This window comes from Streptomyces sp. NPDC055140 (genome assembly GCF_053607285.1).
Genome location: NZ_JBSGTG010000033.1, coordinates 66,304 through 80,998 on the forward strand (window position 1 = coordinate 66,304; position 14,695 = coordinate 80,998).

General features: G+C 69.7%; 14 protein-coding genes and 1 pseudogene. 10 read left to right on the forward strand and 5 right to left on the reverse strand.

Features of this window, described 5'->3' with window-relative positions; translation table 11 throughout:
* Positions 1-70 precede the first annotated feature (70 nt).
* Entirely contained in the window at positions 71-1,462 is a 1,392-nt protein-coding gene (locus ACWFR4_RS40090; RefSeq protein ID WP_453458655.1) for an MFS transporter, read from the reverse strand.
* A 717-nt stretch (positions 1,463-2,179) separates the two neighbouring features.
* On the opposite strand from ACWFR4_RS40090, the gene ACWFR4_RS40095 reads away from it, so the two are divergent.
* Positions 2,180-3,265, forward strand: coding sequence for a hypothetical protein (locus ACWFR4_RS40095; RefSeq protein WP_453656554.1), 1,086 nt, complete (start codon positions 2,180-2,182; stop codon positions 3,263-3,265).
* A 345-nt stretch (positions 3,266-3,610) separates the two neighbouring features.
* Positions 3,611-4,396 carry a class F sortase gene (locus tag ACWFR4_RS40100; protein ID WP_453656555.1) on the forward strand — a complete coding sequence of 262 codons (786 nt, stop codon included), beginning with the start codon at positions 3,611-3,613 and terminating at the stop codon, positions 4,394-4,396.
* A 15-nt stretch (positions 4,397-4,411) separates the two neighbouring features.
* On the opposite strand, the gene ACWFR4_RS40105 is transcribed toward ACWFR4_RS40100, so the two are convergent.
* Positions 4,412-6,151, reverse strand: a complete 1,740-nt coding sequence (locus ACWFR4_RS40105) for an FAD-dependent oxidoreductase (RefSeq protein ID WP_453656556.1) — start codon at positions 6,149-6,151, stop codon at positions 4,412-4,414.
* Positions 6,152-6,380: 229 nt separating this feature from the next.
* On the opposite strand from ACWFR4_RS40105, the gene ACWFR4_RS40110 reads away from it, so the two are divergent.
* From ACWFR4_RS40110 to ACWFR4_RS40140, 7 genes are all read left to right on the forward strand, one after another.
* Positions 6,381-7,505 carry a SchA/CurD-like domain-containing protein gene (locus ACWFR4_RS40110; RefSeq protein ID WP_453656557.1) on the forward strand — a complete coding sequence of 375 codons (1,125 nt, stop codon included), beginning with the start codon at positions 6,381-6,383 and terminating at the stop codon, positions 7,503-7,505.
* Between the two features lie 68 nt (positions 7,506-7,573).
* Positions 7,574-8,053 (forward strand): cupin domain-containing protein, encoded by a 480-nt coding sequence (locus ACWFR4_RS40115; protein WP_453468697.1) that lies wholly within the window; start codon positions 7,574-7,576, stop codon positions 8,051-8,053.
* Positions 8,050-9,318 (forward strand): beta-ketoacyl-[acyl-carrier-protein] synthase family protein, encoded by a 1,269-nt coding sequence (locus ACWFR4_RS40120; RefSeq protein ID WP_453468696.1) that lies wholly within the window; start codon positions 8,050-8,052, stop codon positions 9,316-9,318. Before ACWFR4_RS40115 ends, ACWFR4_RS40120 begins: the two co-directional genes overlap by 4 nt.
* Positions 9,315-10,562: a ketosynthase chain-length factor gene (locus ACWFR4_RS40125; protein WP_453656558.1), complete on the forward strand. Its 1,248-nt coding sequence runs from the start codon at positions 9,315-9,317 to the stop codon at positions 10,560-10,562. Before ACWFR4_RS40120 ends, ACWFR4_RS40125 begins: the two co-directional genes overlap by 4 nt.
* 26 nt (positions 10,563-10,588) lie before the next feature.
* Positions 10,589-10,849, forward strand: a complete 261-nt coding sequence (locus ACWFR4_RS40130) for an acyl carrier protein (protein ID WP_227293245.1) — start codon at positions 10,589-10,591, stop codon at positions 10,847-10,849.
* Between the two features lies 1 nt (position 10,850).
* Positions 10,851-11,327: an SRPBCC family protein gene (locus ACWFR4_RS40135; RefSeq protein WP_453469743.1), complete on the forward strand. Its 477-nt coding sequence runs from the start codon at positions 10,851-10,853 to the stop codon at positions 11,325-11,327.
* Positions 11,328-11,359: 32 nt separating this feature from the next.
* A complete protein-coding gene (locus ACWFR4_RS40140) occupies positions 11,360-11,692 on the forward strand; it encodes a TcmI family type II polyketide cyclase (RefSeq protein WP_453469744.1) in 333 nt (110 codons plus the stop codon).
* A gap of 88 nt (positions 11,693-11,780) precedes the next feature.
* On the opposite strand, the gene ACWFR4_RS40145 is transcribed toward ACWFR4_RS40140, so the two are convergent.
* Positions 11,781-12,809 carry a methyltransferase gene (locus tag ACWFR4_RS40145; protein ID WP_453469409.1) on the reverse strand — a complete coding sequence of 343 codons (1,029 nt, stop codon included), beginning with the start codon at positions 12,807-12,809 and terminating at the stop codon, positions 11,781-11,783.
* A 50-nt stretch (positions 12,810-12,859) separates the two neighbouring features.
* A complete protein-coding gene (locus tag ACWFR4_RS40150) occupies positions 12,860-13,921 on the reverse strand; it encodes a right-handed parallel beta-helix repeat-containing protein (protein ID WP_453656559.1) in 1,062 nt (353 codons plus the stop codon).
* A gap of 104 nt (positions 13,922-14,025) precedes the next feature.
* Between ACWFR4_RS40150 and ACWFR4_RS40155 the strand changes: the two genes are divergently transcribed.
* A complete protein-coding gene (locus ACWFR4_RS40155; RefSeq protein ID WP_453656560.1) occupies positions 14,026-14,472 on the forward strand; it encodes a hypothetical protein in 447 nt (148 codons plus the stop codon).
* A gap of 19 nt (positions 14,473-14,491) precedes the next feature.
* On the opposite strand, the pseudogene ACWFR4_RS40160 reads toward ACWFR4_RS40155, so the two are convergent.
* Positions 14,492-14,695 (reverse strand): annotated as a pseudogene (locus tag ACWFR4_RS40160) (LCP family protein); the annotation flags it as partial.

Genomic DNA, 14,695 nt, shown 5'->3' on the forward strand with positions numbered 1-14,695 from the left:
TTGGTGTGTCGTGTGACGGCAAGGCCCCCGTACGCGGGGTGCGTACGGGGGCCGGGGAGCGGTGGCCGGGTCAGGCGGTGCGGGCGTCCGCCGTTCGGGCCGCGGCCGACTCCTCGCCGGCCGGGCCATCCTCCTCGATGTGGGCCAGGTCGCGGTGCCTCGTCTCCTTCGCGACTCCGACGGCGATCAGCGTCACGACGGCGGCGGCGATCACGTACAGGGCGATCCAGGTGGAGCCACCGGTGTCGACGAGCAGGGCCGTCGCGATGAGTGGCGCGGGGGCGCCCGCCGCGACCGAGGCGAACTGCGCGCCGATGGAGGCGCCCGAGTAGCGCATCCGCGTCGCGAACATCTCGGAGAAGAAGGCCGCCTGCGGCGCGTACATCGCACCGTGCAGCACGAGGCCCACGGTCACGGCGAGGAGCAGGTTCCCGAAGCTGCCGGTGTCGATGAGAGAGAAGAACGGGAACATCCACAGGCCCACGCCCGCGGCCCCGAGCAGGTACACGGGCCTGCGGCCGACCCGGTCGGAGAGCGCGCCCCAGGCCGGGATGACCGCGAAGTGTACGGCGGACGCGATGAGTACGGCGTTCAGCGCGGTCTGCTTGGAGACACCGGTCGACGTGACGGCGTACACGAGGATGAAGGCGGTGATGACGTAGTAGCTGATGTTCTCGGCCATGCGGGCGCCGATGGCAACGAGGACGTCGCGCCAGTGATGGCGCAGCACGGCGACGAGCGGCGGCTTCTCGCTCGCGCCGCCCTGCGCGGTCTTGCGTGCCTCGGCCCGGGCCAGCGCCTCCTTGAAGACAGGTGACTCATCGACAGAGAGACGTATCCACAGTCCGACCATGACGAGGACGCCGGACAGCAGGAACGGGATGCGCCAGCCCCATGAGGTGAAGGCGGAGTCGGAGATGAGCGCGGTCAGCAAGGAGAGCACGCCGGTGGCGAGCAGTTGTCCCGCGGGCGCTCCGGTCTGCGGCCAGGAGGCCCAGAAACCTCGCCGCTTGGCGTCCCCGTGCTCGGAGACGAGGAGCACGGCGCCGCCCCACTCGCCGCCGAGGGCGAACCCCTGGACCAGGCGCAACACGGTGAGCAGCACCGGGGCGGCTACGCCGACCGTGTCGTAGGTCGGCACGAGGCCGATCGCGAAGGTGGCGCCGCCCATCATGAGCAGGCTGATGACCAGCAGCTTCTTGCGGCCGAGCCGGTCGCCGAAGTGCCCGAAGACGAGCGCGCCGAGCGGCCGGGCCGCGAACCCGACGGCGTACGTCAGGAAGGAGAGGAGCGTACCGACGAGCGGGTCCTCGTTGGGGAAGAACAGCGTGTTGAAGACGAGCGCGGCGGCGGAGCCGTAGAGGAAGAAGTCGTACCACTCGATCGTGGTGCCGATGAGGCTCGCGGCGACGATCCGCCGGAGGCTCGCGGGCGGTGGGGGAGCGGTTGCTGCGGAGGCCATGTGGACCACTTCCAGGCGTTGGGCGGGGACGGGTACGTGTCGGCACAAGGTAGAAAGACGCAGGTCAACGGCACATGTGGTGGGGCACCATAGTTTTGGGCGGTGCTATGCGGGGAGCCACCATGAGGAGACGGTGAGCAGCGTCAAGTTCAGTGCGCGTCGGCGTGTCGCGACAGCGCGATGCCCACGAGCCTCCCCAGTCACTGGGCCAGGCGGATCAGACTGATTGTCAGCGACGAGGGCGGGGGGATCGAACCCGTCGTCAGGGATGACGACGGGCGAATCAGACCCGTCGTCAGGGATCAGGGCGGGCGCGGGTCGGACGCCTCGTCAGCGACGAGGGACGGCCGGATCGGACTGGGCGTCAGCGATGAGGGCCGGGGGGATCGGACCCGTCGTCAGCGATCGGGGTGGGCCGGGCCGCTGGTTCGGTTGGGCCGGGTGCGCGCAGTCGTGTCGGGGCCGATCGGGTTGTGCCTGAAGCGACCTGCCAGCCGGAAGTCAGGGAAACCCCTTTGGCGAAATGCCTGGTCAGGATCTATGACTTGTCCCTGGGTTGAGCCATTGGAGGCCGATGAGGTGACGGCGCGGCTATCAATCGCGCGCGTGGCTCGAGTGGTGCGCGGGCCGCTTGTGGCTGACGGTAATCAGGTCGGGGCCGAGTAATTCGAGCTGACAATGTGTCAGCGGCTCGGCCGTGGCGGAAGGACTTCGACGATGCGTACTGCCCGCATGCTCCTCGCTACCGCGACGGCTACGGCCGCACTCGCCATCGCTGCTCCTGGTGCGTTCGCCGCCGCCGCAGGCGACTGGGACAACGACGACTCTTCCTACAGCGCGGGGCACGACAAAGACAGCAACCACAAGGAAGACCACGGCTCCGGCAAGGAAGACCACGGCTCGGGCAAGGAAGAGCACGGCTCGGGCAAGGAAGAGCACGGCTCGGGCAAGGAAGAGCACGGCTCGGGCAAGGAAGAGCACGGCTCGGGCAAGGAAGGCCACGGCTCCGGCTACGGCTCGGAGCACGGCAAGCCGCGTGGTGGCGTGCACGCCGGTGGTGGCGCCCTCACCGTGGTGAAGGGTGACGACTGGAGCAAGGACGAGAACAAGAAGGGCGACTCGGACGAGCACGGCGACAAGGGTGGCAAGGAGCACGGCGACGGCTACGGCCACAAGGGTGGCAAGGAAGGCCACGGCTCCGGCTACGGCTCGGACCATGGCAAGCCGCGTGGTGGCGTGCACGCCGGTGGTGGCGCCCTCTCCATGGTGAAGGGTGACGACTGGAGCAAGGACGAGAACAAGAAGGGCGACTCGGACGAGCACGGCGACAAGGGTGGCAAGGGGGGCGGCGACGGCTACGGCGAGGAGGACGGCGACGGCTACGGCGACGAGGGTGGCGACGGCTACGGCGACAAGGGTGGCAAGGAGCACGGCGACAAGGGTGGCAAGGAGCACGGCGACGGCTACGGCGACAAGGGTGGCAAGGGGGGCGGCGACGGCTACGGCAAGGCGCGTGGTGGCGTGCACACCGGTGGCGGCGCCCTCAGCCTGGTGAACGACGACGACTGGACCAAGGACAAGGAGAAGTACGACCCGGAGACCTACAAGAAGGACGGCGAGCAGGGCAAGGACTCGTGGGGCTCCGGCTCCGGCTCCGACTACGGCAAGCCGCGTGGTGGCATGCACACCGGTGGCGGCGGGCTCGCCACGCCGGGTGTCACGGCAGGCGGCGTGGCGATCCTCGCGGTCGCCGCGGCCGGCGCGTTCGCGATGCGCCGTAAGCGCACCGCCGACGCGTCCTGACCGGTGCCCGTCATAGCGGCCGGGGCCGCCGCGTCAACACGTCGCGGCGGCCCGGCCTGCTTTCCATTTGCGCAGTTCCCTCTTGAACCTCGCGGCGTTGTCGTCAGTCGCCGACTCCCCCGAGCTCTCGGCTTCGCTCGAGCAGCGAGGACCCTCATCGCGTCGCCTCAATCCTCCGCCTTGCAGGTGCACGCACCAGACCCCGCTCCCTGATCCAGCCTGATCCAAACGAAAGACCCTAGATGCGCGGTCCCGAACCGCGCTTGCGCTGTTACCGGACCCCTTTGCCGATCCCGATCTTCTTGCGCTGTTCCCGATCTGCTCGTTCCAGTGAGGTGATGCCAGATGGCAGCCCGGTTGCCTTCCCCCAACCAGACCGAGTCCGTGCCGCCCGGGCGCCGATCCCGCATCGGCGCCTGGATCGTGTGGTCCGTCGGAATCGTCGTCCTGGCGGTGAGTCTGTTCGGCGGTCAGGACACGTCGTCAGACACCTCCGATTCCTCCGGTGCGTCGCGGCCCGCGATGGCGTACGCGCCGTCCTCGGACGCCGTGCCGCCTTCGGACGTCATGCCGCCTTCGGACGCGGTGCCGCCCGTGCCGCCGTCGGAGGCCGTGCCGCCCGTGCCGCCGTCGGAGGCCGTGCCGCCCTCAGCACCCGTGGTGCCCGTCGGAAAGCATCTGCCGCGGGCCAAGCCCACGCGGCTGCTCATCCCGAAGATCGGCGTGGACGCCCCCTTCACCGAGCTCGCCATCGGCCCCACGGGCCAGCTGCAGCCCCCGCCTGCCGCCGACACGAACCTGGTCGGCTGGCAGGCCGACGGCGTGTCCCCGGGCGAGACCGGTACCTCGATCATCGCCGGGCATGTCGACACGAAGACGTCAGCCGCGGTGTTCGCCGGCCTCAGCAGTCTGAAGACGGGGGACACCTTCACCGTCAGGAGGGACGACTCGCGCACGGCCTCCTTCGTGGTCGACAGCGTCGAGACGTTCGCGAAAAACAACTTCCCCAACGAGCGCGTATACGGGGACACGCCTCAGGCTCAGGTCCGGCTGATCACCTGCACCGGGGCTTACGACCACGTCAAGAAGGACTACACCGACAACCTGGTGGTCTTCGCCCATCTTGTCTGAGGCCGGCGGGAGTTGTCAGTCCCGGTCCAGGACTCCCATCAGGGCGTCCCGCAGTTCCTTCCCGGGATCCGTCGACGGCCCTTCGGACCGCCACGCGACGAACCCGTCGGGGCGGACGAGGACCGCACCCCCCGAGGCGACACCGTGGGTCTCCGCCCAGTCCACGTCGCCGACGGGGGACAGCTCCGCGTCGGGCCCACTGCCGATGCGGTACGAGTCGAGCGGCACGGCCATCCGTTGCGCGATGGCCGTGGCCGCGTTGTGCCACGCGCCGTCGCCGTCCCCCGAACTCAGGAGCACCAGCGACCGCTCGTACAGGTCGAGGGTGGAGACCCGGGTGGCGGCGCGGTTCAGCCACATGTGGGGCGCGCGGCTCCCGGGCTCGCCGGTCAGCCGCATTCCCTCGGGTACGACCGGCGTCGCCGGGTCGGCGCCGAGGACCGCGCCGCGCGGATAGCGGTAGCCCAGCGCCACGTTGAGGATTCCGCCCTTCTTGCCGCCGGGGCCGCCTGCGCCCGGTCCGCCCGGTCCGCCCGGTCCACCGGGGCCGCCTGCGCCCGGTCCACCGGGGCCGCCTGCGCCCGGTCTGCCGGCTTCCGGGTTGGGGGTGTATCCCGGGTGGCTGTGCTCGACCGATCGCGTCGAGGCGCGGGCACTCGTCGCCTCCGCGACCGGCCGGCGCTCCAGGTCGTAGGACTCCAGCAGACCGGGGCCGGCCCAGCCGCCAAGGACGGCGGCCAGCTTCCAGGCGAGGTTGTGCGCGTCCTGGATACCGGTGTTGGAGCCGAACGCCCCGGTGGGGGACATCTCGTGGGCCGAGTCGCCGGCGAGGAACACCCGGCGGTCCGAGTACCGTTCGGCGACCCGCTCGGCGGCGTGCCAGGCGGCCCTGCCGGTGATCTGCACATCGAGGTCCGGGACTCCGGTGGCCCGCCGGATATGTTCCGTGCAGCGTTCGTCCGTGAATTCCTCGAGCGTCTCGCCGTTCTCGGGGTGCCAGGGAGCGTGGAACACCCAGTGCTCACGGTTGTCGACCGGCAGCAGGGCGCCGTCGGCCTCCGGGTTCGTGAGGTAGCACACGATGAAGCGCCGGTCGCCGACGGCGTCCGCGAGGCCGCGCGAGGTGAACGTGATGCTCACGTTGTGGAAGAGGTCGCCCGGGCCGCTCTGCCCGATGGCGAGCCGCTCGCGGATGGGGCTGCGCGGGCCGTCCGCCGCGACGAGGTAGTCCGCCCGGACGGTGGTGTGCTCGCCCGTGTCGCGGCTCTTGATTTGCGCGGTCACACCCTGGGCGTCCTGCTGGAACGACATCAGTTCGGTGTGGAACCGCAGGTCCCCGCCCAGCTCCCGCGCGCTCTCCAGGAGTACGGGTTCGAGGTCGTTCTGGCTGCACAGGCACCATCCGCCGGGGCTGAAGCGGGCGAGCCCGCCACCGGGGTCGATCTCCTTGAACAGCCACTCGCCGGCGTCGCCCACCAGGGTCGGCGTCTGCAGGATGCCGTGGTTGTCGGCCAGGACCGACGCGGCGTCCTCGATGCGCTGCTGGATTCCGGCCACGCGGAACAACTCCATCGTGCGCACGTTGTTGCCGCGCCCGCGGGGATGGATCGACGTGCCCGAGTGGCGCTCCACGAGCATGTGCGGGACGCCGAGACGCCCCAGGAACAGCGAGGTCGACAGGCCCACCAGGGAGCCGCCGACTATGAGTACCGGCACGTGCTGAGCGCCGTCGAGGGGCTCTTCCGATCGGTTCATTGATTGCCTCCAGCCGCAGCCACGGGTGAGTCGGGGGTTGAACACAGTCCATGCCTCCCCGCGTCGCTTCGCCCCCTGGAGCGCCCGGATGGGTGCCTCGGTCACCCGTACGGCGTTTGTGGATCGCGCCCCCCGGGGGCCCGATCGACGATCGGCTCATGGCGACCCCGGCATTTCGGACGCGGTGGTCGTTTCCGATCTTCTGTGAGGAAGAGGAGAGGTGTGCCGTATGACCCCTATCTCAGGACGCATATCGCAGTCGGCCTTCGACGGCTCCAAGTTGCGAGTGATCCTCCTGCTCGATCTGTACGAGGGAGCCCAGCAGCAGTTCCTGGACGCGTACGAGCACATGCGCAATCAGGTCGCGTCCGTGCCCGGTCACCTCAGTGACCAGCTCTGCCAGTCGATCGAGAACCCCTCGCAGTGGCTCATCACCAGCGAGTGGGAGAGCGCCCCGCCCTTCCTTGCCTGGGTGAACAGCGAGGAGCACGTCGAGACCGTCAGGCCGATGCACAGCTGCGTCAAGGACACCCGGTCGATGCGTTACAGCATCCTCCGGGAGACCAATCCCGCCGAGCCGGTCACGCCGGCGCCGGCGGCGGCGAACGCGGTGACGGCCCGGGTGGGCGACGGCGCGGCGCGCCACGCCCTCACCTTCACCGTCAAGCCGGGCTCCGAGTCGAAGGTCGCGGAGATCCTGGCCGGGTATCAGTCGCCCCAGGCCCAGGTCGACGACACCACCCGCCTGCGCCGCACCTCGCTCTTCATGCACGGCAACCGCGTCGTGCGCGCCGTGGAGGTGGAGGGTGACCTCCTCGCCGCGCTGCGTCACGTGGCCCGCCAGCCCGAGGTGCGGGCGGTGGAGGAAGCCATCAACCCCTACCTCGAGCAGCACAGGGACCTGACCGACGCCGATTCGGCGCGCGTCTTCTTCACCCGGGCCGCGCTTCCGGCCGTCCATCACGTGGTGTCCGACGTTCCGGTGCCGCGCGACCTGCGGCGTCACGCCCTGTACTACCCGGCCAAGAAGGGCCGCGGGATGGACCTGGCCCGGCTGCTGGCCGAGCAGGACGCGGCCGCGGCGGACGAGCCGGACAACCCGGTGTACGGCAGCACCGTCTTCCAGCGCGACGACATCGTGGTGCGCCTCATCGACATCACCGGTGAGCTCGACAGCGACCCCGTCGCCTCCCTCGGCCTCAAGGGCGCCAAGAAGGCCGCGGAGCTCGAGCGGCTCCTCGACGGCGCCGCGATCGGCGTCGAGGGCTCCCTGCAGACGGAGCGCAACATCAACCGGCTCCTGTCGCACGCCGACATGATGCCCATCACCGACCGCAGCTCGGCGGGTTCCTGACGGACAACCGCGGGGTGTCCGCGGGCGAGCTGCCCCGGACGCCACCGCCGCACCCGGAGGTATCAACCATGACCAAGAATCCACGCATCGTGGACTTGAGCGAGACCGAACCCAACCGCCGGCGAGGAGGTGACCTGCGGGCGATGCTCACGCCCGCGACGGTCGGCTCCACCAGCGGGTTCATGGGCCTGGCCCTCGTCCAGCCCGGCGAGCGCATCGGCGAGCACTACCACCCGTACTCGGAGGAGTTCGTCTACGTCGTCAACGGCGCCCTGGAGGTGGACCTGGACGGCGAGACGCATGAACTCCGCCCGGACCAGGGCCTGTTGATCCCGATCAACATGCGGCATCGCTTCCGCAACGTCGGCGACGTGGAGGCCCGTATGGTCTTCCACCTCGGCCCGCTCGCCCCGCGCCCCAGCCTCGGCCACGTCGACACGGAGGAGACCGAGGGCGCCGAAGCCGGACCCGGGTTCATCACCGGTGGTCCGGACCTGACCGCGCCAGGACATGGACAGCCGTCCGAGCGTAGTGGGGCCATAACGTGACCCGGCGGGTGGCGGTCACCGGAGTCGGTGTAGTCGCCCCGGGCGGTATCGGGGCGAGAGCGTTCTGGGACCTTCTCGCCAACGGCCGTACCGCGACCCGCGGCATCACGCTCTTCGACCCGGTGGGCCTGCGCTCACGCATCGCCGCCGAGTGCGACCTGGACCCGATCGCGCACGGCCTCGACCCGGAACTGGTCGAACACGCCGACAGATACATCCAGTTCGCGGTCATCGCCGCCGACGAAGCCGTCAAGGACTCCGGACTCGACACCGGAGTCGAGGACCCCTGGCGCATCGGGGTGTCACTCGGCAGCGCCATCGGCGGCACCACTCGCCTGGAGCGCGACTACGTGCTGGTCAGCGAGGGCGGGAAGCGGTGGGACGTGGACCACCGCGCGGCCGAACCGAAACTGCACATGGCGTTCTCGCCGAGCACACTCGCCTCGGTCGTCGCCGAGCAGTTCGGTGCCCAGGGCCCGGTGCAGACGGTCTCCACCGGCTGCACCTCCGGGCTCGACGCGGTCGGCTACGCCTTCCACACCATCGAGGAAGGCCGCGCCGACATCTGCATCGCCGGGGCGTCGGACTCGCCGATCTCCCCGATCACGATGGCGTGCTTCGACGCCATCAAGGCGACGTCGCCCAACAACGACGACCCCGAGCACGCCTCCCGCCCCTTCGACGCCGACCGCAACGGCTTCGTGATGGGCGAGGGCGCCGCGGTGCTCGTCCTGGAGGACTACGAGCACGCCCGTGCGCGCGGCGCGCACATCTACTGCGAGCTCAGCGGCTACGCCACCTACGGCAACGCCTACCACATGACCGGTCTGACCAGCGAAGGCCTGGAGATGGCACGGGCGATCGACAACGCGCTCGGCCAGGCCCGCATCGACCCCACGCTGATCGACTACGTCAACGCCCACGGTTCGGGCACCAGACAGAACGACCGCCACGAGACGGCCGCGGTCAAGGTGTCCCTGGGAGCTCACGCCTACGACACACCCATGAGCTCCATCAAATCCATGGTGGGTCACTCGCTGGGTGCGATCGGCGCGATCGAGGTGGTCGCCTGCGTCCTTGCCATGAAGCACCAGGTGGTGCCGCCCACGGCGAACTACGAGACCCCCGACCCCGAGTGCGACCTGGACTACGTACCGCGCACCGCACGCCCGCGAAAGCTGCGGAACGTGCTCTCCGTCGGCAGTGGATTCGGCGGATTCCAGTCCGCGGTGCTCCTGACCGAACCAGGTGGGAGGACACGATGAGCAGTGAACGCGCCCGCGGCGCGGCCATCACCGGGATCGGTGTGATCGCGCCCAACGGACTGCGCGCCGACGCGTACTGGAAATCCGTCCGGGAGGGCCTCGGCGCCCTGGACCGGATCACCCGCGAAGGATGCGAGGACATGCCGCTCCGCGTCGGCGGTGAGGTCCGCGGCTTCGATCCCGCGGGCCTCATCGAGGAGCGGTTCCTCGTCCAGACGGACCGGTTCACCCACTTCGGTATGGCCGCTGCGGCGCTCGCCCTCGACGAAGCCGGGCTCAGCCGCGGTGACCCCGCGGAGCCGTACTCCATCGGCGTGGTCACCGCGGCCGGCTCCGGCGGTGGTGAGTTCGGACAGCGGGAGCTCCAGAAGCTGTGGGGTCAGGGCTCCAAATTCGTGGGCCCCTACCAGTCCATCGCCTGGTTCTACGCCGCCAGCACCGGACAGATCTCCATCTGGAGCGGCTTCAAGGGGCCGTGCGGAGTGGTCGCCAGCGACGAGGCGGGCGGTCTGGACGCCATCGCGCACGCGGCCCGCACCGTACGGCGCGGAACCGGCGCCATGGTCGTCGGATCCGCCGAGGCGCCTCTCGCCCCGTACTCGATGGTGTGCCAGCTCGGCTACCCCGAGCTCAGCACCGCCGAGGACCCCGACCGGGCCTACCTGCCCTTCACCAAGGGAGCCCGCGGGTTCGCGCCGGCCGAGGGCGGCGCGATGCTCGTCGTCGAGGACGAGACCCGCGCCCGCGAACGGGGGACGGACATCCGGGCCGTGGTGGCCGGCCACTCGGCCACCTTCACCGGCGCCTCGCGCTGGGAGGAGTCCCGAGAGGGGCTCGCCCGAGCGATCAAGGGCGCCCTCGACGAGGCGGGCTGCGCCCCGGAGGAGATCGACGTCGTCTTCGCCGACGCCATGGGCGTACCGGAGGCGGACCGCGCCGAGGCGCTGGCCATCGCCGACGCCCTGGGGGCGCACGGCAGCCGCGTCCCCGTCACGGCACCCAAGACCGGTACGGGGCGGGCCTACTGCGCGGCGCCCGTCCTGGACGTCGTCTCCGCAGTGTTCGCCATGGAGAACGACCTCGTACCCCCCACCCCCAACGTGTTCGACATCTGCCATGACCTCGACCTGGTGATGTCTCGCGCTCGCCCCGCCGAGCTGCGCACGGCCCTGGTCCTCAGCAGGGGACTCATGGGCTCCAACGCGGCGCTGGTAGTGCGCCGCGGTGGCGACTCCGCCCGGTAGGACCGGGCGGGAAGGAGAACACCCGCATGATCACCGCAGAACTGACCTTCGACGATCTGGCCGGCCTCATGAAGAAGGCGGCCGGAGTCACCGTGGACCCCCAGCAACTCAAGCAGTCGCCGGACTACCCGTTCGACGCCGTCGGCCTCGACTCCCTCGGCCTGCTCGGCATCGTGGGCGAGCTCGAGAACCGGTACGGCGCGTCGCTTCCCCAGGACTCGGAGCGCTGCAAGACGCCCCGCGAGTTCCTCGACCTCGTCAACAGCACCCTCAAGGCTGGAGCCTGACATGTCAGGACACACAGAGAACAGCATCACCATCGACGCCCCCATCGACCTCGTCTGGGACATCACCAACGACATCGAGAACTGGCCGCAGCTCTTCAGTGAGTACGCGTCCCTCGAAGTGCTCTCCCGCGAGGGCGACACGACGACCTTCCGCCTGACCATGCACCCGGACGACAACGGGAAGGTCTGGAGCTGGGTCTCGGAGCGGACCATGGACCGCACCAAGCGGACCGTGCGTGCCCGCCGCGTCGAGACCGGGCCCTTCGCGCACATGGACATCCGGTGGGACTACAAGGAGACCCCGGAAGGCACCCGCATGGACTGGGTGCAGGACTTCGCCATGAAGCCCGAGGCCCCGGTCGACGACGCCTGGATGACGGACAACATCAACCGCAACTCCGTCACGCAGATGGGCCTCATCCGCGACCGGATCGAGCGCGTCGCCCGTGACCGCCAGAAGGCCGCCGTGCCCCGCTGATCGCCGACCGTCCGTCCAGGAAGGAAAACCCGATGCATCACGCCCTGATCGTCGCCCGCATGGCGCCCGGTTCGGCGCCGGCGATCTCCGACGTGTTCGCCGCCTCCGACCGAGGTGAGCTCCCGCGCCTGATCGGCGTCAACAGCCGTAGCCTGTTCCAGTTCGGCGACGTGTACCTGCACCTCATCGAGTCCGACGAGGACCCGGCGCCCGCCATCGCACAGGTGGCCGGGCACCCCGAGTTCCGCAATGTCAGCGATCAGCTGTCGGCCTACGTCAGCGCGTACGACCCGCAGACATGGCGCAGCCCCAAGGACGCCATGGCGCACCGCTTCTACCACTGGGACCGGAACAACCCCTCCTGAGTGAGGGCACGACACAACCCGAGGCCGCCGGTCCCGCGTCAGACGCGGAGCCGGCGGCCTCGGGTTGTGTCCGGAGACTGTGTGCGGGTCAGGCGGGCACGGTGCACTCGAAGGCGTGCAGATAGGCGTTGACGGGACGGACCTCGCCGAGGACGAGACCCGCGTCCGTCAGCCGCTCGACCATGCTCAGCCGGGTGTGCTTGGCGCCGCCGACGTTGAGGAGCAGCAGCAGGTCCATGGACGTCGTGAACTTCATCGACGGGGTGTCGTCGACGAGGTTCTCGATGACGATGACGCGGGCACCGGGCCGCGCCGCCTTGCGGACGTTGGCCAGCGCCCTGCGGGTGCTGTCGTCGTCCCACTCCAGGATGTTCTTGATGATGTAGACATCCGCCTGGACCGGGATGTCCTCGCGGCAGTCACCGGCGATGATGCGCACCCGCGAGGACAGCGAACCGCCTTCGCGCAGGCGCGGATCGGCGTTCTCGACCACCCCCGGCAGGTCGAGCAGCGTGCCGTGCATGCCGGGGTGCTTCTCCAGCAGGCTGGCCACGACCTGCCCGTGACCGCCGCCGATGTCCGCGACCGAGGCCACGCCCTCCAGATCGAGGAGGTCGGCGACGTCGCGCGCGGACTGCTCGCTGGACGTCGTCATGGCGCGGTTGAACACGTGCGCCGACTCGGGAGCCTCCTGGTTGAGATAGGTGAAGAACTCACTCTCGTACACGTCCTCGAAGACGTTGCGGCCGTGGCGCACCGCCTCGTCGAGCTTCGGCCAGACGTTCCAGGTCCACGGCTCGGTGCACCACAGCGCGATGTAGCGCAGGCTGTGCGGGTCGTCCTCGCGCAGGAGCCGGGACATCTCCGTGTGCGCGAAGGTGCCGTCCGGGCGCTCCGTGAAGACGCCCTGGCTGGACAGTGCGCGCAACAGTCGGCGCAGTGTCAGCGGCTGGGTCTTCACCTCAGCCGCCAGGTCATCCACGCTCATGGGCGTGTCGCCCATGGCGTCGGCCACGCCCAGGCGGGCGGCCGCGCGTACGGCGGCGGCGCACGCTGCCCCGAAAACCAGCTCCCGCAGGCGCATGGGTGACTGGGGAGCCTGATCAACGGTCGTCATCTGTTGCCTCGCTTCTGCTGGCCTGATGGATGCGGACATGGCATGGGTCCTCAGCACCTTCCGACGGGCACGGACACCGCGCACCTGTTGTCGCGGTACTTGTTGCCCTTGCCCTTGTCCTGGGTGACCAGGTCGGTCGTGTTGCCCATCACGAGGTTGTCGCGGATCTCGTTGCGCTGGTTGAGGGCACCCTTGAAGTTCTTGGCGAGCACGATGCCGCCCGACATCGGGGCCTTGCCCACGTTGTTCACGACGCTGTTGTTCGCCAGCAGCGAGTCCTCGACGCCGGTGAGGACGATGCCCGACCCCTGGATGTAGGGCAGGCGCGCGGTCGCGGGGCAGTACTTGCTGTTGTCGTGTACGTAGTTGTTCCGCACCGTCAGTGCGCCGGGGCGCGGTTTGTTCTCGTCACCCACGAGCATCATCGCGGCGCAGTTGCCGGTCGCCTCGTTGTGGCGGACCGCCACGTTCCGCAGTCGCCGCACGGTGAGGCCGATCCGGTTGCCGAGCAGAAGGTTGTGGCTGACCACCGCCCTCTTGGTGTCCAGGGCCCCCTCCTCGGCGTAGACCGTGTTGCCCAGGAAGAGGCCGGCGTCGCCGTTGCCCTTGAGGGTGTCGTAGCGGACCACCCCGCGCACGGACCTCTCTTGGCCGATGCCCCACTGGCCGTTCTTCTCGGAGGTCACTCCCTCGATCCGGAGGCGATCGGTACCCGTCGCCCACAGACCGTTCTTGGTGAAACCGCGAAGGGTCAACGAGCGTACGGTGACGTGTTCGACGGGCTTGCTCTTGGTGCCGGTCACGCAGATGCCGTTGCCGGCCTTGGCACATGCGCTGTCGGCGGACGCCTTGCCAGGGACGATGACGGTGGACCGGGAGCCCGCGCCCCGCAACGTCAGTCCGGACACGGTGATGCTGACGCTCTCGTGGTAGGTGCCGGGGGAGAGGACGATGACGTCTCCCGGCTTTGCCGTGTTCACGGCTTTCTGGATCGACTCGCCCGGGTTCACCCGGTGCACCGATCGGCAGTCGGACGACGGGGCGGCGGCCCCCACTCCCGACGCGACGAGGGCCGCGGTGCATGCGAGGTACGCAATCTGTCGCTTGGTCATATGGCGAAGCTACGAGCGGGTGTTCCGGCCCGCCACCGCTGATCGCCCAGGTGGGCAGCCGCCTACGCTGTGGGTGAGCCGAACGAGCGGAAAGGGGGCGGCGCATGGCCACTTGGGGGCTGATCGTCGAGATGACCGTGGGGACGGGGGAGCGCAAGCACATGGAGGCGTCCGTGCTCGCGCATGTGGAGGGCTCTCGTGAAGAGGCCCTGGCGGAACTGGGGGCGTGGATCGGGCGCTACACGCCGGAGCATCCCCGCAGTCCGAAGCGCAGTCGGGTCTTCCGTACCGCCGACGGGTTCCTGCTCGTCGTCGACGGTGCCTGGCAGTCCTTCAGTTCCCGGTTCACGGTCGCGGAGCTCGTGGCGGACAGCGCCGCGCCGCCGCCCGAGCCGCAGCCGAAGCCCGTGCCGACACCCGAGGACGCTGTGCCCCCGCCCGCCGCGCCGCACGAGGACGCCGCTCCGGCGCCCTCGGGTCCGACCGTGGACCGGTACGCGGACGGGGTGCCGGTGAAGCCTGCCTGGCTGGGCCGCACCGACCTGCCGTGACGGCACGGCCCGATGTCCTCTAGGTGCCGGTGGTCACCGGTGAGTCGGTGCGTGCGGCGACCGAGTTGTGGGTCGCGGACTTGGGGATCGGGCGGTCGTCTTGCAGGGCCTGCCAGACCTGGTGGGACGCTTTGGTCATGGGCAGGACGCGGCCGGTGTCCTGGGCGTCGTAGCGGACGGGCAGCGTGATCATGTTCATGTGGTCGGGGCTGATGCCCTTCAG